This window comes from Neoroseomonas oryzicola, assembly GCF_012163135.1.
Taxonomy (GTDB): Bacteria; Pseudomonadota; Alphaproteobacteria; order Acetobacterales; family Acetobacteraceae; genus Neoroseomonas; species Neoroseomonas oryzicola.
The window spans coordinates 97,130-117,188 of the sequence record NZ_JAAVUP010000006.1; the positions used below are offsets into that span (position 1 = coordinate 97,130).

At 71.4% G+C, this 20,059-nt stretch carries 19 protein-coding genes; 8 read left to right on the plus strand and 11 right to left on the minus strand.

The features are described 5' to 3' along the window. Window positions 1-5: 5 nt before the first annotated feature. Window positions 6-686, plus strand: a complete 681-nt coding sequence (locus tag GWK15_RS18490) for a GntR family transcriptional regulator (RefSeq protein ID WP_168042855.1) — start codon at window positions 6-8, stop codon at window positions 684-686. Here GWK15_RS18490 and GWK15_RS18495 read toward each other — a convergent pair. Beyond that, window positions 681-1,727 (minus strand): L-idonate 5-dehydrogenase, encoded by a 1,047-nt coding sequence (locus GWK15_RS18495; RefSeq protein ID WP_168042856.1) that lies wholly within the window; start codon window positions 1,725-1,727, stop codon window positions 681-683. The two genes, GWK15_RS18490 and GWK15_RS18495, sit on opposite strands and share 6 nt — an antisense overlap. 196 nt (window positions 1,728-1,923) lie before the next feature. On the opposite strand from GWK15_RS18495, the gene GWK15_RS18500 reads away from it, so the two are divergent. Together GWK15_RS18500 and GWK15_RS18505 are read left to right on the plus strand one after the other, a co-directional pair. Next, window positions 1,924-2,511 carry a PadR family transcriptional regulator gene (locus tag GWK15_RS18500; protein ID WP_168042857.1) on the plus strand — a complete coding sequence of 196 codons (588 nt, stop codon included), beginning with the start codon at window positions 1,924-1,926 and terminating at the stop codon, window positions 2,509-2,511. Beyond that, the gene (locus tag GWK15_RS18505) at window positions 2,511-2,804 is read left to right on the plus strand and encodes a DUF2218 domain-containing protein (protein WP_168042858.1); all 294 of its coding nucleotides are present in this window, start codon (window positions 2,511-2,513) and stop codon (window positions 2,802-2,804) included. The genes GWK15_RS18500 and GWK15_RS18505 overlap by 1 nt, the downstream gene beginning before the upstream one ends. A gap of 6 nt (window positions 2,805-2,810) precedes the next feature. Here GWK15_RS18505 and GWK15_RS18510 read toward each other — a convergent pair whose 3' ends face one another. Together GWK15_RS18510 and GWK15_RS18515 are read right to left on the minus strand one after the other, a co-directional pair. After that, window positions 2,811-3,596, minus strand: a complete 786-nt coding sequence (locus GWK15_RS18510) for an IclR family transcriptional regulator domain-containing protein (RefSeq protein WP_168042859.1) — start codon at window positions 3,594-3,596, stop codon at window positions 2,811-2,813. Further along, window positions 3,596-4,579 carry a Bug family tripartite tricarboxylate transporter substrate binding protein gene (locus GWK15_RS18515; RefSeq protein ID WP_168042860.1) on the minus strand — a complete coding sequence of 328 codons (984 nt, stop codon included), beginning with the start codon at window positions 4,577-4,579 and terminating at the stop codon, window positions 3,596-3,598. The genes GWK15_RS18510 and GWK15_RS18515 overlap by 1 nt, the downstream gene beginning before the upstream one ends. A gap of 134 nt (window positions 4,580-4,713) precedes the next feature. Here GWK15_RS18515 and GWK15_RS18520 point away from each other — a divergent pair, with 134 nt between their 5' ends. Genes GWK15_RS18520 through GWK15_RS18535 form a run of 4 tightly spaced genes read left to right on the plus strand, consistent with a single transcriptional unit; the run spans window position 4,714 to window position 9,544 of the window. Next, window positions 4,714-5,880, plus strand: a complete 1,167-nt coding sequence (locus GWK15_RS18520; protein WP_168042861.1) for an acyl-CoA dehydrogenase family protein — start codon at window positions 4,714-4,716, stop codon at window positions 5,878-5,880. Further along, complete coding sequence (locus tag GWK15_RS18525; protein WP_338147284.1) at window positions 5,881-7,146, plus strand: acetyl-CoA hydrolase/transferase family protein; 1,266 nt, start codon at window positions 5,881-5,883, stop codon at window positions 7,144-7,146. Further along, window positions 7,143-8,375, plus strand: a complete 1,233-nt coding sequence (locus tag GWK15_RS26055; protein WP_211843984.1) for a CaiB/BaiF CoA transferase family protein — start codon at window positions 7,143-7,145, stop codon at window positions 8,373-8,375. Before GWK15_RS18525 ends, GWK15_RS26055 begins: the two co-directional genes overlap by 4 nt. After that, window positions 8,372-9,544 (plus strand): CaiB/BaiF CoA transferase family protein, encoded by a 1,173-nt coding sequence (locus GWK15_RS18535; RefSeq protein WP_211843985.1) that lies wholly within the window; start codon window positions 8,372-8,374, stop codon window positions 9,542-9,544. Before GWK15_RS26055 ends, GWK15_RS18535 begins: the two co-directional genes overlap by 4 nt. Here the strand turns inward: GWK15_RS18535 and GWK15_RS18540 are convergent. From GWK15_RS18540 to GWK15_RS18570, 7 genes are read right to left on the minus strand one after another with little or no spacing between them, the layout of a single operon-like run. Further along, on the minus strand, window positions 9,513-10,460 hold the full coding sequence (locus GWK15_RS18540; RefSeq protein ID WP_209442291.1) for a Bug family tripartite tricarboxylate transporter substrate binding protein: 948 nt from the start codon (window positions 10,458-10,460) through the stop codon (window positions 9,513-9,515). The genes GWK15_RS18535 and GWK15_RS18540 overlap by 32 nt on opposite strands. Window positions 10,461-10,501: 41 nt before the next feature. Then, entirely contained in the window at window positions 10,502-12,337 is a 1,836-nt protein-coding gene (locus GWK15_RS18545) for a CocE/NonD family hydrolase (RefSeq protein ID WP_168042862.1), read from the minus strand. A 42-nt stretch (window positions 12,338-12,379) separates the two neighbouring features. Then, complete coding sequence (locus GWK15_RS18550; protein ID WP_168042863.1) at window positions 12,380-13,348, minus strand: ABC transporter ATP-binding protein; 969 nt, start codon at window positions 13,346-13,348, stop codon at window positions 12,380-12,382. After that, a complete protein-coding gene (locus GWK15_RS18555) occupies window positions 13,341-14,219 on the minus strand; it encodes an ABC transporter permease (protein WP_168042864.1) in 879 nt (292 codons plus the stop codon). Before GWK15_RS18555 ends, GWK15_RS18550 begins: the two co-directional genes overlap by 8 nt. Then, on the minus strand, window positions 14,216-15,157 hold the full coding sequence (locus tag GWK15_RS18560) for an ABC transporter permease (RefSeq protein WP_168042865.1): 942 nt from the start codon (window positions 15,155-15,157) through the stop codon (window positions 14,216-14,218). The genes GWK15_RS18555 and GWK15_RS18560 overlap by 4 nt, the downstream gene beginning before the upstream one ends. Before the next feature lie 19 nt (window positions 15,158-15,176). Next, window positions 15,177-16,718, minus strand: coding sequence for an ABC transporter substrate-binding protein (locus GWK15_RS18565; RefSeq protein ID WP_168042866.1), 1,542 nt, complete (start codon window positions 16,716-16,718; stop codon window positions 15,177-15,179). A 20-nt stretch (window positions 16,719-16,738) separates the two neighbouring features. Further along, entirely contained in the window at window positions 16,739-17,758 is a 1,020-nt protein-coding gene (locus GWK15_RS18570; protein WP_245211741.1) for an ABC transporter ATP-binding protein, read from the minus strand. 119 nt (window positions 17,759-17,877) lie between these two features. On the opposite strand from GWK15_RS18570, the gene GWK15_RS18575 reads away from it, so the two are divergent. Next, window positions 17,878-19,227, plus strand: coding sequence for a formimidoylglutamate deiminase (locus tag GWK15_RS18575; RefSeq protein ID WP_168042867.1), 1,350 nt, complete (start codon window positions 17,878-17,880; stop codon window positions 19,225-19,227). Window positions 19,228-19,232: 5 nt separating this feature from the next. Here GWK15_RS18575 and GWK15_RS18580 read toward each other — a convergent pair whose 3' ends face one another. Further along, window positions 19,233-20,045 carry an IclR family transcriptional regulator gene (locus tag GWK15_RS18580; RefSeq protein WP_168042868.1) on the minus strand — a complete coding sequence of 271 codons (813 nt, stop codon included), beginning with the start codon at window positions 20,043-20,045 and terminating at the stop codon, window positions 19,233-19,235. Window positions 20,046-20,059: the final 14 nt, after the last annotated feature.

Here is a 20,059-nt window from a genome sequence, read left to right on the forward strand (position 1 = left end):
CACTGATGCCCCCCGACGCGACCTTCGCCCCGGTCGACCGCGACGAAACCCTCGCGGAGAAGGTCTATGCGCGCCTGCGCAGTGCACTGGTCGGCGGGCGCTTGGTACCGGGGCAGAAGCTCGTGCACCGGCAATTGGCGCAGGACCTCGGCGTCAGCCCGACCCCGGTGCGGGAAGCGCTGCTGCGCCTGGTCTCGGAAGGCGCGCTCGACCTCGATGCACGGGGCATCGCCTGGGTGCCGCGCCTGCCGCGCGACCGCTACGCCGAGATCATGGAACTGCGCGAGGAACTCGAAGGCCGCGCCGCCGCCCGCGCCGCGACCCTTGCCACGCCCGCCGACATCGCCGCCCTGCGCGCCATCCATGCCCGCCTGATGAAAGGCCGGCGCGCGGAGGACGGCGCCATCGTGCTGGCCGAGAACGAGCGTTTCCACTTCGGCGTCATCGCCATCGCGCGCATGCCGGTGCTGCAGCGTGTGGTGGAGAATCTCTGGACCCAGGTCGGCCCGACGATCAGCCTGCTGTCCTCGGTGCCGCGGAAGATCTCCCCCGCCGGCCATCCGCACGACGACCTGCTGAAAGCGCTGGAAGCCCGCGACCCCGCCGCCGCCCGCGCGGCGGTGGAACGCGACCTGCGCGAGCATGCGGCGATCGTCGCGCCGCTGCTCGATCCCGCGGCGTCATAGCCCGAAGGCGATTTGCACCTTCATCGAGGCGCGGCGATCGGCGGCGAGGTCGAAGGCCGCCTGGGCATCGGCCAGCGGCCGGGTCGCGGTGATCAGCGGCCGCACGTCGATCTCGCGCCGCGCGATCAGCCCCGCGGCACGCTCGAATTCCGGATGGAACCGGAAGGAGCCGGCCAGCCGCAGCTCCTTCGCCACCACGAGGTTCATCGGCACGTCGAAGGCGCCGCCGATGCCGACCTGCACGATGGTCCCGCGCGGACGCACACAGGCGATCGCCTGGGCCAGCGCGCGCGGATTGCCGCTGCATTCGACCGCGAGGTCGAAGCGCCCCTTGTCCTTCTCCTCCGCCGCCAGCGCATCCCGCTCGGCGGCGACGTTCACCGCCGCCGACGCGCCGAGCCGCCGCGCGAATGCGAGCGGTTCGTCCACCACATCCGTCACCGTGACCTCGGCCGCGCCGGCATGCTTGAACGCGAGCAGCACCACGCCGCCGATCGGCCCGAAGCCGGTGACCAGCGCGCGCTTGCCGCGCACCTCGCCCGCCTGACCGACGGCATGCAGCGCGACGGCGAGCGGCTCGCTCATCGCCGCCTCCCCGATCGAGACGACATCGCCCACCGGCACGCATTGCCGCGCCGCGACCACCAGCCGGCGCCGGAAGCCGCCCTGGACGTGCGGCATGCGCATCGCACTGCCCCAGAAGCGCATCTCGAGGCAGTGCTGCGGTTCGTCGCGCGCGCAGTATTCGCAGGTGCCGCAGGGGTGGGAGGGATTCACCGCCACCCGGTCCCCGGGCTTCAGCCCTGCGACGCCGGCGCCAAGCGCCGCGATGGTCCCGGCGACCTCGTGCCCCAACACCATCGGTTCGCGCACGCGCACCGTGCCGAAGCCGCCATCGAGGTAGTAGTGCAGGTCCGACCCGCAGATCCCGCCGGCGCCGATGTCGACCAGCACCTCCCCCGCGCCGGGGGCGGGCAGGTCCACCGCCTCGACGCGCAGGTCGCGTTGGCCGTGGATCACGCAGGCTTCGGTCGTCGTCATGGCGCTTCCCCCAAGGCCGGGCAAAGCCGGTCCTCTCGCGCACCATGATCGCGCAGCCGCGCGGGGAGATCGAGGCGCAGCGTATCGACGAACTCACGTTCTTGTGAAATGCGGCACCCTGTTTTCGAGACAATCTCGATATATCTGATAATTCGTCATATCGAAATACAGTCGATATGCCTCAACTGGAGACCATATGCACCACGGACACCACCATCCCCGCCACCGCCACAGCCACCCCGACTGCCGCTTCGCGCGCCGCGAGGACGGGCCGGACGGCCATCGCTACGGCCATCGCTGGGGCCGCGGGGGCGGACGCAGCGGCCTCGGCCGCTTCTTCGCCCATGGCGACCTGCGCCTCGTCATCCTCGGCCTGATCGCGGAGAAGCCGCGCCACGGCTACGAGATCATCAAGGCGATCGAGGAACGCGTCGGCGGCGCCTACAGCCCGAGCCCCGGCGTCATCTACCCGACGCTGACGCTGCTCGAGGAACTCGGCTACGTCACCGTCACCGCCGAGGAGCCCGGCGGCCGGAAGTCCCACGCCATCACCGAACAGGGCCGCGCCTTCCTCGAAGCCAACCGCCCCGCGCTCGATGCGCTGCTCGCCCGCATGGACGCGGCCGGCGAAGTCGGCGGGCCCGCGCCGCAGATCCTGCGAGCGATGGAGAACCTCAAGCTCGCCCTGCGCCTGCGCATGGCCCGCGGCCCGCTCAGCACCGCGGAAGCCGAGGCCGTCGCCGCGGCGCTCGACGCCGCCGCCACGGCGGTGGAGCGCAGCTGATGGCGACCTCGGAAGCCCGCGTCGCCACCGCCTCCGCGCGCCGCTACCTCGGCCAGCTCTGCAAGCACTTCCAGCACAGGCTGCCGGTCACGCTGGAGGAGACCACCGGCGGCATCGCCTTCCCCATGGGACGCTGCGACGTCGCCGCCGAAGATCGCACGCTGGTGCTGCGCGCGAGCGCGACGACAGCCGAGGATCTCGCGAAGCTCGAGGACGTCGTCGCGCGCCACCTGGTGCGCTTCGCCTTCCGCGAGGAACTCGCGATCGACTGGGCCCGTGCCCCGGCCGCCTGACGGCTTCTAGGGCCGATGCCCGAGCTGGCGCGACAGGTCGCGCCCGGCCTGCCGCACGCGCCGCGCGAGGCTGGCGAGCTTCGGCTGCACCCGCGCCAGCGGACCGGCCAGCACGATCGCCGCCACGACCTCCCCGCGCGCATCGAAGACCGGCGCGGCGATGCCGACGACCCCGTCGGTCGATTCCCCGAGCGTCACCGCATAGCCCTGCTCCCGCACCTCCGCGACGATGCGGCGCAACGCGCGGCGATCGGTGACGCTGGTCGGCGTCTCCGCCGTCAGCCGGGCGCTGCGCAGGAAGGCCTCCGGCCACGGCGGCGGCAGGTAGGCGAGCATGACGCGGCCCGAGGCCGTGCAATGGATCGGCCGCAGGTCGCCCACCGTCGCGGCGAAGCGCAGCGCGGTGCGGCTCTCGACCTTGTCCGTGTAGACCATCGCGCTGCGATCGGGGGTGAGCACGGCGAGCATCGCCGTCTCCCCCGTGCCTTCGGCCAGCGCCTCCAGCGCCGCGCGCCCGGCGCTGCCGAAGCCCGGCGCCTGTCCGGCGAGAATGGCACGCGCCAGGCCGAAGGCCTCCGGCCCCAGCCGCCACGCGCCCTCGGCCTGCACCGCGTATCCCGCCGTGGCGAGCCCCCGCAGCAGCCCGAGCAGCGTCGTCTTCGGCGCCCCCATGGCCTGCGCGAGCGAGGCCAGCGTAGCACCCTGCGGCGCCGCCGCCAGGCAGTCCAGCAACTGCACGACGCGCCCGACCGAGCGCGGGCCGCTCGCGGCCTCGGGCGCGGCATCGGGCACTATTGCGGCTCGATGCCCGCGATGCGGACGTACTCGCCCCAGACGCGCATCTGGTCGCGGAGGTATTGCGCGAACTGCTCCGGCGTCTGCGCGAAGGGCAGGAAGCCGAGCTGCCGCAGCCGTTCCTCCGTCGCCGGCCGGCGCAACACCGCGTTCAGCGCCTGGTTGGCCCGCGCGATGATCGGCGCCGGCGTCGCGCGGGGCGCCGAGATGCCGAACCACACCGTGATGTCGAAGCCCGGCACCACCGTCGCGACCGGCGGCACGCCCGGGGCGAGCGGCGTCGGGTCCTTGCCCGACTGCGCGAGCGCCCGCACCCGCCCGGCCTGCGTCTGCACCAGGCCGTTCGCGAGATCCGTGAAGGTGCAGTCGATGCGCCCGGCGGATACGTCGGTCAGTGCCTCGGCCCCGCCGCGATAGGGCACGCCGGTCAGCCGCGCGCCGGCCGCCCGGGCCAGCACCTCGGTCATGATCTGGCTGCTGGCGTTGCCGTAGCTGAAGGTCAGCCCGTCCGGCCGCTGCCGCGCCCGATCGAGGAAGCCGCGCAGGTCGGTATCCGGTGCATTCGGCCCGACGACGAACAGGTAAGGCGCCTCGGCGATCGACCCGACATGGGCGAAGTCGTTGACCGGGTCGAAGGGCATCCGCTTCAGGATGTGCGGGTTCACCGAGGCCGCGCTGGTGCTGATGATGACCAGCGTGTGCCCGTCCGGCGCGGCCTGCGCCACCGCCTGCGTGCCGACGATGCCGTTGCCGCCCGCGCGGTTGTCCACGATCACGGGATGGCCGAGTTCCTGCGACAGCGGCTCCGCGAGCACGCGCGCCAGCACGTCCGTCAGGCTGCCCGCCGGGAAAGCGACCACCAGTCGGACCGGCCGGTCCGGCCATTGCGCGCGCGCCGCGCGCGGCAGCATCAGCAGTGCCGGCGCCGCGAGCGCCGCGCGGCGCCCCATCCCGGTCGCAATGGTCCCGTCCTTCGTCATGCCCTGACCTTCCTCCGTGACATTGTTGTTCGTATATTCGAACGCATTGTGAAATTTCCGAACGTTGGCGTCAATCCCGGCATTGACAGGGCGGGGCGGTTCTGGCCCTTCTCGATCCATCTCGGGGAACGTCCATGGCATTCGAACTGACGGCCGAGCAGGCCGAGATCCGCGACCAGATGCTGAAGCTCTGCGCCTCCTTCGGCGACGAGTACTGGCTGCGCAAGGACCGCGAAGGCACCTTCCCCGAGGAATTCCACGCCGCCATGGCCAAGGGCGGCTGGCTCGGCATCGCGATGCCCGAACAGTATGGCGGCGGCGGCCTCGGCATCACCGAGGCCGCGGTGATGATGCAGGCGGTGGCCGAGAGCGGCGCCTGCATGACCGGCGCCTCCGCCATCCACATGAACATCTTCGGGCTCAACCCGGTCATCGTCTTCGGCACCGAGGACCAGAAGCAGCGCGCCCTGCCGCCGCTCATCGCCGGCACCGACAAGCCCTGCTTCGCGGTGACCGAACCCGATGTCGGCCTCAACACCACGCAGCTCAAGACGCGGGCCGAGCGCAACGGCGACCACTACGTCGTGCGCGGCCAGAAGATGTGGATCAGCACTGCGCAGGTCGCGAACAAGATGCTGCTGCTGGCGCGCACCACGCCGATCGACGAAGTGAAGCGCAAGACCGACGGCCTGTCGCTCTTCTACACCGACATCGACCGCGCCAAGGTCGAGATCCGCCTGATCGAGAAGATGGGCCGCCACGCCGTCGATTCGAACATGGTCTTCTTCGACGGGCTCGAAGTGCCGGTCGCCGACCGCATCGGCGAGGAAGGCAAGGGGTTCCGCTACATCCTGCACGGCATGAACCCCGAGCGCATCCTGATCGCGGCCGAGGCCGTGGGCATCGGCCGCGCCGCGCTGCGCAAGGCGACCGACTACGCGAAGGAACGCCGCGTCTTCGGCCGCGCCATCGGGCAGAACCAGGGCATCCAGCATCCGCTCGCGCGCTGCTGGGCGCATCTCGAAGCCGCGAACCTGATGGTGATGAAGGCTGCCGCGCTCTACGACGAGGGCAAGGAATGCGGCGCGGAATCCAACGCCGCGAAGTACCTCGCCGCCGAAGCGGGTTTCTCCGCCGCCGAGACCGCGGTGATGACCCATGGCGGCATGGGCTACGCCCAGGAATACCATGTCGAGCGCTACCTGCGCGAAAGCCTGATCCCCCGCATCGCGCCGGTCAGCCGCGAGCTCATCCTGAGCCACATCGCCGAGCGCGTGCTCGGCCTGCCCAAGTCCTACTAGGTGCCGCGCCGGCTCGACCCGGCGGCGCCGGACCTGGCCGGCCTCATTCGCCCCGGCGACCAGGTCCTCTGGGGCCAGGTGACGGCCGAACCTCCGACCCTCGTCGACGCGATGGTCGCGCAGCGCGACGCCCTCGGCCCCTTCTCGGTGTTCCTCGGCACCGGCATGGGCCGCGCGCTGCGACCCGAACACGCCGACCACATCCGCATGACCGGCCTCGGCGGCCTCGGCACCGCGCGCGCGCTGGCGAGCGCCGGCGTGCTCGACGTCCTGCCCGTCCATGGCGGCCAGGCCGGCCGCCTGATCGCACAGGGCCGCATCCGCTGCGACGTGGCGCTGCTGATGCTCTCCCCGCCCGGACCGGATGGCCGGCACAGCCTCGGCTGCGTGGTGGACTACGTGGATGCCGCCATCGCCGCCGCGCGCACCGTGATCGCGGAAGTCAGCCCGCGCGTCCCCTACACCTTCGGCCACGACACGATCAGCCCGGACCGCATCGACGCGATCCTCGAGACCGACCGCGCACCCTACGTCACCCAACCATCCCGCATCGGTGACGCCGGCCGCGCCATCGCCGCCCATGTCGCCGCGCTGATCGAGGACGGCAGCACCATCCAGACCGGCCTTGGCGAACTGCCCGAAGCGATCCTTGAAGGTCTCTCCGGTCATCGCGACCTCGGCCTGCATTCCGGCATCCTCGGCGATGCCGGCATGGCGCTGATCCAGCGCGGCGTGCTGACCAACGCGCGCAAGCCGCTCGACACCGGCCGCAGCGTCGCGACCACGCTGGTCGGCAGCGAGGCCCTCTACGCCTTCGCCCATCGCAACCCGGACGTGCTGGTGCGATCCTGCGGCTACACCCATGCGGACGCGGTGCTGGCGCAACTGCCGCGCCTCGTCGCCATCAACTCGGCGGTCGAGGTCGATCTCACCGGCCAGGTGAATGCCGAGCAGGCCGGCCGTGCGATCGTCGGCGGCATCGGCGGCCAGGCGGATTTCGCCCGCGCGGCATCGCGCTCGCAGGGCGGCTGTTCCATCATCGCGCTGCCGGCCCGCGCCTCGGGCGGGGCCAGCCGCATCGTCGCGCGGCTGTCCGGCCCTGTGACGACGCCGCGCGCCGATGTCGACGTGGTGGTGACGGAATTCGGCGCCGCGGACCTGCGCGGCTGCACGCTGTCGGAACGCCGCCGGCGCCTCCTCGCGATCGCCGCGCCCGAGGCGCGCGAGGGGCTGGACCGCGCAGTGCGGGAGGAAGGATCGGAATGACGCAGCAGACCAAGGACATGCCCGGCCGCGGCTTCGGCGCGCTGGCCGGCATCCGCGTGCTGGACCTGACGGCCGTGCTGATGGGTCCCTTCTGCACGCAGATCCTCGCCGACCACGGCGCAGAGGTGATCAAGGTCGAAAGCCCCGAAGGCGACACGACGCGCCAGCTGCCGGTCTCCCGGGCGCCGGGGCTGGGGGCGATGTTCTACAATCTCAACCGGGGCAAGCGCGGCCTGGCGCTCGACCTGAAGCGCCCCGAGGCGCGTGCCGCCCTGCTGCGCCTCGCGGAATCCGCCGACGTCTTCATCCACGCCATGCGATCGGACGCGATCGCGCGCCTCGGCCTCACCTATGCCGACATCGCGGCGGTGAACCCGCGCATCGTCTATGCGAATGTCTACGGCTTCTCGCGCCGCGGGCCCTATGCCAAGGGCCCGGCCTATGACGACACCATCCAGGCGATGTCGGGCATGGCGGCGCTGCAGGGGCGGATGCTCGGCGCGCCGTCCTATTCGGCGACGCTGGTCGCGGACAAGGTCTCGGGCCTCACCGCGCTTTACGCCGTGCTGATGGCGCTGCTGCACCGCGCCCGCACCGGCGAGGGCCAGGAGATCGAGGTCGCGATGTTCGAGACCATGGCGAACTTCGTGCTGACCGATCACATCAACGGCGCGTTGTTCGATCCGCCGGAGGGCGAGCCCGTCTATTCGCGCGCCGCCTCCCCCAACCGCCGTCCCTACCGCACCTCGGATGGCTGGGTCGCGGCGCTGATCTACACCGACAAGCATTGGCGCGCCTTCCTCGACGTCGCGGGCCAGCCCGCCTGGGCGAAGGACCCGCGCTTCGCCACGCTGAAGGACCGCGCCAAGGTGATCGACGAGGTCTATGCCCGCATCGGCGAGACGCTCGTCGCGCGCAGCACCGCCGAATGGCTCGACGCCTTCGCCCGCGCCGAGATCCCGGCCGCCCCCGTCAACGAGACCTCCGCCCTGCTGCGCGACCCGCATCTCGAGGCCGTCGGCTTCTTCACCGCGCAGGAAACCCCGCTCGGCACCGTCCGATTCCCGGGCATGCCGGCCTGGTTCTCCCGCACCCCCGGGCAGATCACCAACCCCGCACCGGCGCTCGGCGCCGACGGCCGCGCCGTGCTGGCCGAAGGCGGCTTCACCGAGGCCGAGATCGACGCCCTGCGCGCCTCCGGCGCCCTTGTCCTGCCGGAGGCGTCGTGAGCGCGCCGCGCCAGGGCCCGCTCGCCGGGATCAAGGTGGTGGAGCTCGCCGGCATCGGGCCGGCGCCGATGTGCGCCATGCTGCTCGCCGATCTCGGCGCGACGGTGCTGCGCATCGACCGTCCGGAGCCGCCAGAACTCGGCATCCCGCGCCCGCTGCGCCACAATCTGATCCTGCGCGGGCGGCCCTGCCTCGCCCTCGACCTCAAGCGTCCCGAAGGCCGCGACCTGGCGCTGCGCCTGATCGAGGAATCCGACGCGCTGATCGAAGGCTTCCGCCCCGGCGTGACCGAGCGCCTCGGCCTCGGTCCGGAGGACTGCCTCGCGCGCAATCCACGCCTCGTCTACGGCCGCATGACCGGCTGGGGCCAGCACGGGCCGCTCGCCCAGGCCGCGGGCCACGACCTCAACTACATCGCGCTGACCGGCGCGCTGGATGCGATCGGCCGCGAGGGGCAGCCCCCGACGCCGCCGCTCAACCTCGTCGGCGATTTCGGTGGCGGGTCGATGTATCTCGCGGTCGGCATCCTGGCGGCGATCATCTCGGCCCGCACCACGGGGCGGGGCCAGGTGGTCGACGCCGCCATCGTCGACGGCACCGCCCATCTGATGACCGGCTTCCACGGCCTGCTCGCCGCCGGGCTGTTCAACGCACAGCGCGGCACAAACCTGCTCGACTCCGGCGCGCCCTTCTACGATTGCTACGAATGCGCGGACGGACGCTGGGTCTCGATCGCGCCCATCGAAGGCCGCTTCCACGCGGAGCTGCTGCAGCGCCTCGGCATCGATACGGCAGACTTCCCCGCGCAATCCGACCGCGCCCGCTGGCCCGAGGCGCGCGCGCGCCTCGCCGCCGCGATCCGCACGCGTACGCGCGACGAATGGTCCGCGCTGCTCGAAGGCACCGATGCCTGCTTCGCGCCAGTGCTGAGCATGGCCGAGGCCGCGCAACACCCGCACATGCAGGCGCGCGGCACCTATCTGGAGGTCGATGGCGTCGTCCAGCCCGCCCCGGCGCCGCGCTTCAGCCGCACGCCGCCGGACACGCCGACGCCGCCGCAGCCGGCCGATCCGGCCTCGGCCGCCGCAGCGCTGGAAGCCTGGCTGCCGGCAGAGGAGATCGCCGCGTGGCTCGCCGCTATTCCAGCCGCAGCCCGCGCGCCTGGATGAAGGCGCCCCACACGCGGCTTTCCTCCTCCAGCCGCGCGCGGAGTTCCGCCGCCGTCGAGAACAACGGCTCGAGATCCGCGGCATCGAGCCGCGCCCGCACGCCCGGATCCATCAGCGCCGTGCGCGTCGCGGCGTTGAGCCGCTGCACCGCCGCGTCCGGCATCCCCGCCGGCCCGACCAGGGCGAACCAGCCCGGGCAGATCGGGCCCGGATAGCCGGCCTCGGCCTGGGTCGGCACCTCGGGCAGCACCGGCGTCCGCGCCTCCCGCACCACCGCCAGCGGCACCACCTGTCCGCCACGGATCAGCGGCAGCGCGATGCCCAGCACCGCCGTCATCGCATCCACCTGGCCCGAGGCCACGGCCGTCATCGCCTGCGGCGACCCGCCGAAGGGCACATGCGTCATTTTCACGCCGGCGCGCTCGGCCAGCATCTCCATCGCGAGATGCGTCGTGTTGGCGATGCCGGCGGAGGAGAAGGTCAGCTTCTCCGGTTCCACGCGCGCCTTGTCGATCATCTGGCGCAGCGTGGTGAAGCCGCTCTGCTTGCTCGCGATGACGACGAAGGCGGTGTTCGTCACCGGCGCGATGTAGGTGAAGTCCTTGAGCGGATCGTAGGGCAGGTTGCGATAGAGATGCTGGTTGAAGGCCACCATCGACACGCCCGGCAGCATCAGCGTCTGCCCGTCGGGCCGCTGCTGCTTCACATAGGTCGCGGCGATCGATCCGTTCGCGCCGGGGCGGTTCTCCACCACGATCGGCTGGCCGAGCTCGCGCGCCATGATCTCGGCCATCGAGCGCAGGATGATGTCGCCCGAGGACCCAGCCGCCTGCGGCATGACCACGCGGATCGGCCCCGAGGGCGACCAAGCCTGCGCCGAAGCAAGCCGCGGCACCAGCAGCGGCAGGACAGGCAAGGCACGTCGTGTCAGTTTCATCATTGGTCGGCCCCCGGCAATCAGGCGGTCAGTCTGGACGGCGCGGCGGCGGGGCGCCAGGGCAGATGCAGGCGCGACGCGCCCTGCCCCGTCACCACCGTCAGCAGCGGCGGACGGCCATGCGGATGCTGGCCGATATGGTCGGCGTCGGTGCCGCTGACCGACAGGCGGACACGGCTGCCGCGCGCGAAGGTCCAGCCGGTCGGCAGCAGCGGGACGCGGATCGTCTCCGCCACGCCCGGCACCATCGGCCGCGCATCGGCGCGCGCGAAGCTGCGCCAGGGCCAGGTGCAGACATACTCCGGGGGATGCGGCGCCTCGGCGCGATGGATCAGCCGCAGCAGGCCCTCGGTCACGTAGCGCACGGTGCCGTCGGCCTCGACCTCGCTCAGATAGACCATCAAGGAGGCATCGGGCTCGGAACTCGCGACGGTCAGCTCCGCGATGGCATGCCCGGTCAACGCCATGGCATCGTCCAGCGACGCGGTGGTCCAGCTCGTCAGCCGCGCTTCGCGCGCCTGCCAGTCGGTATGGTAGGCGCGCGCATCGATGGCGGCGATGCGCTCATAGCGCGTGCCCGAGCCACTGCCCCAGCGCGGATCGGTGCGATGTGCGACCTGGCCCGGCGCATCGTCGAAGCCGCCGCCGGCGCCGAGCGCAAGCGTCGTCGCCTCGCCATGCAGCGGCCATTGCGCCGCCGCCTCCCAGGTCTCGGCATGCTGGTGGAAGACGTGCACCGGCGCCTCGGCGGCGAGGCCCGTCTGGCGCTCCATCAGGTATTCGTCGAAGAAGCGGATCAGTTCCGCGACGAGCGGGAAATCCGGCGTCTCCCCCGCCCGCCAGGGCGAGGTGTTGATCCGCGCCCCATGGTCCCACGGCCCCAGCAGCAGGTGTCGCCGGTTCCCCGCCATGGTCAGGTAGCGCGCGATCGCCGCATTGGCGTAGCCCGCCCCGTCCATCCAACCCGAGACGCAGTAGATCGCGACCTCCGGACGGATGCCCTGCCGGTAGTGGTAGGGCGAGATATTCGCGACCGTGAAGGACGGATCGTAGGGCAACGCCTCGTCGCGATAGGGGAAGCCGCCGATGAAGGCCGGCTGGCGCACATTGCCCGCATGTTCCTCGAGCGCCGCGCGCAGCAGGCTGCCATCCGTGTCCTCATCCACCGGTGCCGGGCCGCAGAGCGCCGGATCGGCGAAGTAGGACACGCGGCGCAGCATGTCGCGCCGGTCCTGGTCCATCGCGACCATCAGGTCGTCGTAATCCTGCGCGAGTGCCGAGAGCAGGATGCCGCCCGGCCAGTAATGATCCGACCAGGTGTCCCACACCGCGAACAGCGGCGCGATCGCCTTGACGGAGGGATGCCCCGTCGAGGCCAGGAAGTCGCTCGCCGCGCCCGGATAGGAGATCCCCGTCGCGCCGAGCCGCCCGTCGCTCCAGGGCTGCGCCGCCATCCAGTCGGCGATGATCGCGCTGTCCGCGCGTTCGCGCGGGGAGCGGAAACTGTCGCGCGTGCCGAAGCTCGCCCCCGTGCCGCGCGCATCGACGACGACGAGCGCATAGCCGCGCGGCACGAAGGCATCGCGGAACTTCGCGGCGTTGGGGCAGGCTTCCGCCGTCGCACCGGGCGCCAGCGCGAAGCGCCGGTAATAGGGCGTGTGGATCAGGATCGCCGGCAGCGGCCCCGTCGCACCTTCCGGCAGCCAGACATCGACGGCAATGCGCACCCCGTCGGGCATCGGCACGTAGCAGGATACCTGCGGGCGGGGTGGCAGCGCATACTCGGCGGGACGGTTCGCGAGATAAGCGCTCGGCGGCACGCGCCAGGCGCTGCCATTGGTGTCGGTATCGGCCATGGCGCGAGGGTGGCCTCGCACCCGCGTCGCGTCAAACGGCCATCAGCCGTGCAGGTGGCACGCCACGCCGCCGCCGCCCGCGGCGGAGGTCCAGCGCGGCGCCGTGGTCGAGCACACCGGCATCGCCTGCGCGCAGCGCGGATGGAAGGGGCAGCCTGGCGGCGGGTTCGCCGCGGAGGGAATCTCTCCCACGATACGTGGCAGCACGCCGCGCTGTGCCGGGTCCGGCACGGGCGAGGCCTCCCGCAGCATCTTCGCGTAGGGGTGCAGCGGATCGGCCAGCACCCGGCCCGACGGCCCTTCCTCCACGATTCGGCCGAGATACATCACCGCCACGCGGTCGCAGAACCAGCGCACCACGGACAGGTCGTGGCTGACAAACAGGAAGGACAGCCCGCGCCGTTCGCGCAACTGCTTCAGCAGCAACAGCACCTGCGCCTGCACCGAGACGTCGAGCGCGCTGACCGGCTCATCCGCCACGATCAGCTCCGGTTCCAACGTCAGCGCGCGCGCGATGCCGATGCGCTGCCGCTGCCCGCCGGAGAATTCATGCGGCAGCCGATCCAACGCGCCCGGCGGCAGCCCCACCTCCTCGAGCAGCGCGGCGGCCCGGTCGCGCGCGTCGCGTCCCGTGGCGATGCCATGCACCCGCATCGGCTCCATCAGCGCGGACCCGATGGTCTGACGCGGATCGAGCGAGGAATAGGGATCCTGGAAGACGATCTGCATCTTCCGCCGCAGCGCCTTCAGCGCCGAACCGCGCGCCGAGCGCACATCCTGCCCGCGATAGGTGACCTGCCCCGCATCGGGTTCGATCAGCCGCAGCAGCGCGCGCGCCGCCGTGGACTTGCCGCAGCCGGATTCACCCACCAGGCCGAAGGCCTCGCCCGGCGCGATGGTGAAGGAGACATCCTCCACCGCGCGCACGATCACGGTGCGCGGGCGGGGGAACCCCTTGCGCTGCACGAAGTGCTTGCGCAGGCCCTGGACGGAGAGGAGCGGCTCACTCATTGCGCAGCTTCGGGTCGGTGGCGTCGCGCAGCCCGTCGCCCACCATGTTGAGACCGAGCACCAGCAGCAGGATCGCCATGCCGGGGAAGATCGCGAGCCAGGGGCTGTCGAGGATGTTCTCGAACCCGTCGCGCGTCATGCCGCCCCAGGTCGGCGTCGGCGGCTTCACGCCAAGACCGATGAAGGACAGCGACGCCTCCACGCGCACCGCCGTCGCCATCCAGAGCGAGGCCATGACCATCACCTCCGGCAGGATGTTCGGCAGGATGTGGCGGAAGATGATGCGCAGGTGGGAGTAGCCGAGCGCGTGCCCTGCCTCGACGAAGGCGCGTTCCTTCAGCGCGAGCGTCGGCGCGCGCGCGATGCGCGCAAAGGGCGCGATGGCGGTCAGCGCGATCGCCACAACCAGGTTCACCAGGTCCGGCCCCAGCAGCGCCACCACGATCAGGCCCAGGATCAATGAGGGGAAGGACAGCAGCACGTCCATCACCTGCATCACGAACAGGTCGAACCGCCCGCCGATATAGCCGGACACCATGCCGATCGACCCGCCGATGACGCAGGCGACCGCAATGGCCCCGAGCGAAACCGTCAGCGAGATCTGCGCTCCCCACAGCAGGCGCGACAGGATGTCCCGCCCGAACTGGTCGGTGCCGAGCGGATACTCCCCACCCGGCGGCGCGAGCCGGCTGATGATGTCCTGTTCCGCCGGATCATGCGGCGCGATCCAGGGCGCGAGGATGGCGGCCAACAGGATCACGAGGCAGATCACAGCCCCGACCAGCGTCGTCGGATTGCTGCGCGCCTTCCCCAACGCCTTGCGCCAGCCGGACACGCGCTGGATGGCGGGGGCTTCGGCGGTCGCGCTCATGCCTGTTTCACCCGCGGGTCCATCACGCCGTAGAGCAGGTCGGTCACCAGGTTCACCACGACGATCAGGAAGCAGTAGATCACCATCAGCCCCTGCAGCATGGCGTAGTCACGCTGGTTCAGCGCGCCGACGATGATCTTCCCCAGGCCCGGCCGGTTGAAGACGATCTCGGTCAGCACCGAATTGCCGATCAGGATGCCGACATACAACCCGACGACGGTGACGACCGGCAGGGAGGCATTGCGTAGCCCGTGCACCCAGACCACGCGCCGCCAGGGCACCCCCTTCGCGCGCGCGGTGCGGATGTAGTCCTCGCCCAGGGAGTGCAGCATCGCGCTGCGCGTCACGCGCGTGATGTAGGCCGCCATGGTCAGCCCCAGCGCCACCGCCGGCAGCACCACCTTGTGCAGCCGGTCGCCGAAGTCGGACAGGTCGGCATTACCGATCACCGGGAACAGCCGCCAATGCAGCCCGAACAGCAGCAGCAGGTAGATGCCGGACACGAAGACCGGGAAGGACAGGCCGAGCAGCGACAGCAGCCGCGCCGCCACGTCGATCGCGCGATTGCGGTGCAGCGCCGCCCAGATGCCGACCGGCACGCCGACCACGACGCCAAGGACCATCGACGCCAGCGTCAGGTCGATGGTGTGCGGCAGCACCGCGCCCACTTCCTCGAGGATCGGCCGGCCGGTGACGAGCGAGGCGCCGAAATTCCCCGTCAGCGCATTGCTGACGAAGGTCCAGTACTGCACCCACATCGGCTGATCGAGGCCGAGCCGCGTGCGCAGCGCCGCGGCGGCCTCGGCCGTCGCCTGGTCGCCCAGAATCACCAGCGCCGGGTCGCCGGGCACGATGCGGACGATGATGAAGACCACCGTCAGCACCGCGAGCAGCGTCGGCACGGCCGCGAGCAGCCGCTTGGCGACGAACCAGATCATCGGCCGCCCGCGCCGCCCCTCACCGCAGCCGCGAGGCTTCGGTGATCTGCGGGCCGAGGCTCAGCGAGCCGCGGAGCTGATAGCCGTAGTCGACATTGTCGCGACGGGCGAAGACCAGCAGCGTCTCGATCAGCGGGATGCCGCAGACATTCTCCACCAGCTTGCGCTGCGCCGTCGCCCAGAGCCGGAGCTGTTCGGCCCGATCGGTCGAGACCCGCGCCGCGTCGATCTCGGCATCGGCCATGCCGCAATGCGAGAAGTTCGTCACGGCGGTCGGCGTGCCGACGATGCTGCGCGAATGGTAGAACTGCGTCAGGTAGATGTCCGCGATCGGGAATCGCGCCGCCGAGTAGTAGACCAGCGGCGAGAGATTCTGTCGGATCTGCTGGTGAAAGGTCGCGTGCTCGACCACCTGCAGGTCGAGCGTGATGCCCGCGCGGCGCAGCTGCTGTTGGATCACCTGCATCGCCGCCAGCATCTCCGGCAGCTGGGTGTGCACCACGCGCACCGTCAGCCCGTTCGGATACCCGGCCTCGGCCAGCAGGGCGCGGGCTCGGTTCAGGTCATGCGGCAGCAACCCGTTGTCCGCCGTGAAGCCGAGGTAGCCGCGCGGCACCAGCGACTGCCCCTCGCGGCTGGTGTCCTGGCCGCGCCAGCGCACCAGCTCCGCCCGGTTCACCGCCATCGCAAGCGCCTGGCGCACGCGGATGTCGTTGAACGGCGGCTGGGTGACGTTGACGTTGATGATGGCGAGCTCGGCCGGCTCGAACACGTCGACCGTGACGCCCTGCTGCTGGCGCACCCGGTTGACCCAGGTCTGGTCCGACCGCCCGTAGTTCAGGTCGAGCTCGCGGTTCTGGAAGGCCAGGTCACGCGAGGCGTCCGAGGGGATGAAGCGGTAGGAGATCCGCGCGATCTGCGGCGCGCCGCGGAAATAGGCCGGGTTGGCGACGAACTCCGCGCTCTGGTTCGGCGTCACGCGCTCCAGCGCGAAGGGCCCCGTGCCGATCGGCGCGCGGTTGAAGCCGTCGCCCCGCTCCTCGACCGCGCGGCGGGAGACGATGAAGCCGCCGGCATAGTTGGTGAGGATGCCGAGCAGGTTCGGCACGTTCTCCTTCAGCACGATGCGCACGGTGTAGGGATCGACCGCCTCGACCGTCTCGATGGCGCGCAGGTCGGCGCTGAAGGCGCTGGTCTGGGCATTCGCCGCCTTGCGCAGGCTGAACACCACGTCATCCGCGGTCAGCTCGCCGTAATTGCCGTGGAAGCGCACGCCGCGGCGCAGGTGGAAGGTCCAGGTGCGGCCATCGGCGCTGGTCTCCCAGCGCTCCGCCAGGTCGGGCTCGATCGCGGCGGCGTCGATCGATCCGGGCGGGAAGCGCACCAGCCCGTTGAACATCCAGGGCATCGGCACGCGATCGATGGTCGAGACGGCGAAATGCGGATCAAGCCGTCCCATGTCCTGCGCCGCCATGCCCACGCGCAGCGTGCCCTGCTGCGCCATCGCCGCCGGCGCGACCATGGCGAAGGCCGCCGCCAGCAATCCCGCGCGAAGTTTCATTGTCCCAGTCTCCCTGTTCGTCATCGGGTATCCTGCGCCGCAACGCCCGCGGCCTCGAAGGCGGTTGCGCCGGTGGCGACATGGCAGCGCACGCGATGCGCCGCGCCGACATGCGCCAGCACCTGCGGCGCCTCGCAGCCCGCGCGCTTGTCCGCGCAGCGGGAGGCAAAGGCGCAGCCGACCGGCATGGCGTCCAGTGGCGGCACGCGCCCGGGGATCGCCGACAGCGCCTGGTGCGGCTGATCCAGGCGCGGGATCGCGGCGAACAGCGCGCGCGTATAGGGATGCGCCGGCCCGGCGAAGATGTTCGCGACCGGCCCTTCCTCAACGATCTGGCCCGCATACATCACCGCCACCCGGTCCGCGATCTGCGCCACCACGCCAAGGTTGTGGGTGATGAACAGCACCGCCATGCCGTGCCGTTCCCGCAGATCCGCGAGCAGCCCCAGCACCTGCGCCTGGATCGTCACGTCGAGCGCGGTCGTCGGCTCGTCGGCCAGCAGCACGGCAGGCTCGCAGGCCAGCGCCATCGCGATCATCACGCGCTGCCGCATCCCGCCCGAGAACTGGTGCGGATATTCCCGCAGCCGGGTCGCGGCCGAGGGGATCTTCACCTCCTCGAACAGCGCGCGCGCCTTCTCCAGCGCGGCGGCACGCGACAGCCCCTTGTGGATGACCAGCGCCTCGGCGACCTGGTCGCCCACCGTCATCACCGGGTTCAAGGAGGTCATCGGCTCCTGGAAGATCATGCCGATGCGGTCGCCGCGCAGCTTCTCCCACTGCTTCTCCGGCAGGCCCGCAACCTCCTGCCCCTCGAGCAGGATCTTCCCGCCCGCCACGCGGCCGAGCGGCGGCTGCACAAGTCCCATGATCGACAGCGCGGTGACCGACTTGCCGCAGCCGCTCTCACCGACCAGTGCCAGGGTCTCGTTGCGCGCAAGGCTGAAGGACACGCCGCGCACGGCCGATCGCCAGGTTCCGGCGATGCGGAACTCGGTGCGCAGATCCTCGACCGCGAGGGCAGCGGGCGCTGTCATCATCGCAGCGTGACTTCGCTGCGCGATGCTGTCCAGCATCGTCGTACACCGTTGCGGCCGCGGCGCGCCGGGGCTAGCGATGCTCCGGGCGCCGACGCCCGGCCACCAGGAGGGATCGCGCGATGCGCAGCATGGTCTTCGCCGAGGCGCTGCTGCCCGAGGGCTGGCGCCGCGACGTGCGCGTGGAAGTGGATGCGGACGGCCGCATCGCAACCGTCACGCCCGATGCGGCTCCCGGCCGCCTGGTCGCGCTGCCCGGCATGCCGGACCTGCATTCCCACGCCTTCCAGCGCGGCATGGCGGGCCTCACGGAACATGCCGGCGCCAGCGACGATTCCTTCTGGACCTGGCGCGAGCTCATGTACCGCTTCCTCGCGCACCTCACGCCCGAGGACGTCGAGGCCATCGCCACCCTCGCCTATGCCGAGATGCTCGAAGGCGGCTTCACTCGCGTCGGCGAATTCCACTACCTGCATCACGCCCCCGACGGCACGCCCCATGCCGACCGCGCCGAGATGGCCGTGCGCATCGCCGCGGCCGCGCAGGCGACCGGCATCAACCTCACCCTGCTGCCGTCCTTCTATGCCCATGGCGAGATCGGCGGCGCACCGCCCGTGCCGGGCCAGCGCCGCTTCCTCAATGACCTCGACGGCTTCGCGGCGTTGGTGGAGGGCAGCCGCCGCGCCATCGCCGGCCTGCCCGGCGCCAATCTCGGCCTTGCGCCGCATTCCCTGCGCGCCGCGACGATCGAGGAGATCCGCGCCGTCGCCGCCATGGCGCGGCACGGCGAACCTCTGCACATCCACGCCGCCGAACAGGTGAAGGAAGTCGAGGCCTCGATCCGCATCCTGGGCCTGCCGCCGATCGCCGCACTGCTTGAGGCCGGGCTGCTCTCCGACCGCTGGTGCCTGATCCATGCGACGCATGGCACGGCGGGGGAACTCGCGCAGGTGGCGGCATGCGGCGCTGTTTCGGGCCTCTGCCCGGTGACCGAGAGCAACCTTGGCGACGGCATCTTCCCCGCGCCGGGCTTCCGCGAAGCCGGCGGGCTGTTCGGCGTCGGCACGGATTCCAACGTGCTGATCTCCGCCCCGCTGGAACTCCGCACGCTCGAGTATTCGCAGCGCCTCGCCCTGCGCTCGCGCAACGTGCTCGCGCCGCGCGGCGGCTCGACCGGGCAGGCGCTGTGGCAATCGGCCGTCGCGGGCGGCAGCCGCGCGCTCGCCGCCGGTCCCGCCGGCATCGCGCCTGGCGCCTGGGCGGACCTGGTGCTGCTGGATCCCGCCGCCCCTGCCTTCGCCGCGCGCTCCGGCGAGCGGATGCTCGACAGCCTGCTCTTCGCCGCGCGCGACGGTGCGATCCACGAGGTCTGGGTGCGCGGCACGCGCGTCGTCGCGGACGGCGTCCACCCGCTGCGCGCCAGGGCGGAACGGCGCGTCGCCGCCATCCTCGCGCGCATCCTCGCGGCGTAGCGCCGTCACGCCGCGCTCATCGCCGCGGCGGCGCGGCGCAGCGTCGGGTCGAAGGGATTCAGCTGCCGGCTGATCGCCGCGGCTTCCTGCTTCAGCATGCCTGCAATGATCGGCTTGCGTTCCGCCGACAGCCGGTCGGTGGTGGTGCCGATCGACAGCGCCGCGACGGCGCGCCCGTCGCCATCCATGATCGGCACGCCCACGCCCGCCATGCCCGGGATCAGCCCGCTGGCGCCGCCGCAGAAGCCCTCGCGCCGCACCTGGATCAGCTCGGCCCGCAGCGAGGCCTCGTCCGGCCCGCCATAGTCGCGCATGCGCGGCAGGTTGTGGCGGATGATCTCGTCCTGCTCCGCCGCGGGCAGGAAGGCAAGGATCGCCACCGACCCCTGCCCGATGCCGAGCGGCACCCGCCCCCCGATATCCCCCGTGAAGGACCGGATCGGCAGCGGCCCCGCGCTGCGCTCGATGCACACCGCATCGTAGCCGTTGTGGACCAGCAGAAACAGCGTCTCGCCCAGCGAGGCCGTCAACCGCAGCAGCGTCGGCCGCGCCAGGTCGCGCAGCCCCATCACGTCCCCCGCCTTCGCCGCGAGGAGGAACAGGTCGAGGCCCAGCGTGTAGCGCTTGCCGCGCGCATCGAAGGCGACCATGCCCTCGGCGCCGAGCGCGCGCAGGATGCGATGCACGGTCGGCCGCGGCAGCGCGGCGCGCTCGGCGAGGTCGGTAAGGCGTATCCCGCCCCCGCCCGCCGCGCCGATGAGGCGCAACAGGCTGAAGACCCGCGCGACGCTACCGGCCGCACCCGCCTCCTGTTCCATCGATCCAGCGCTCA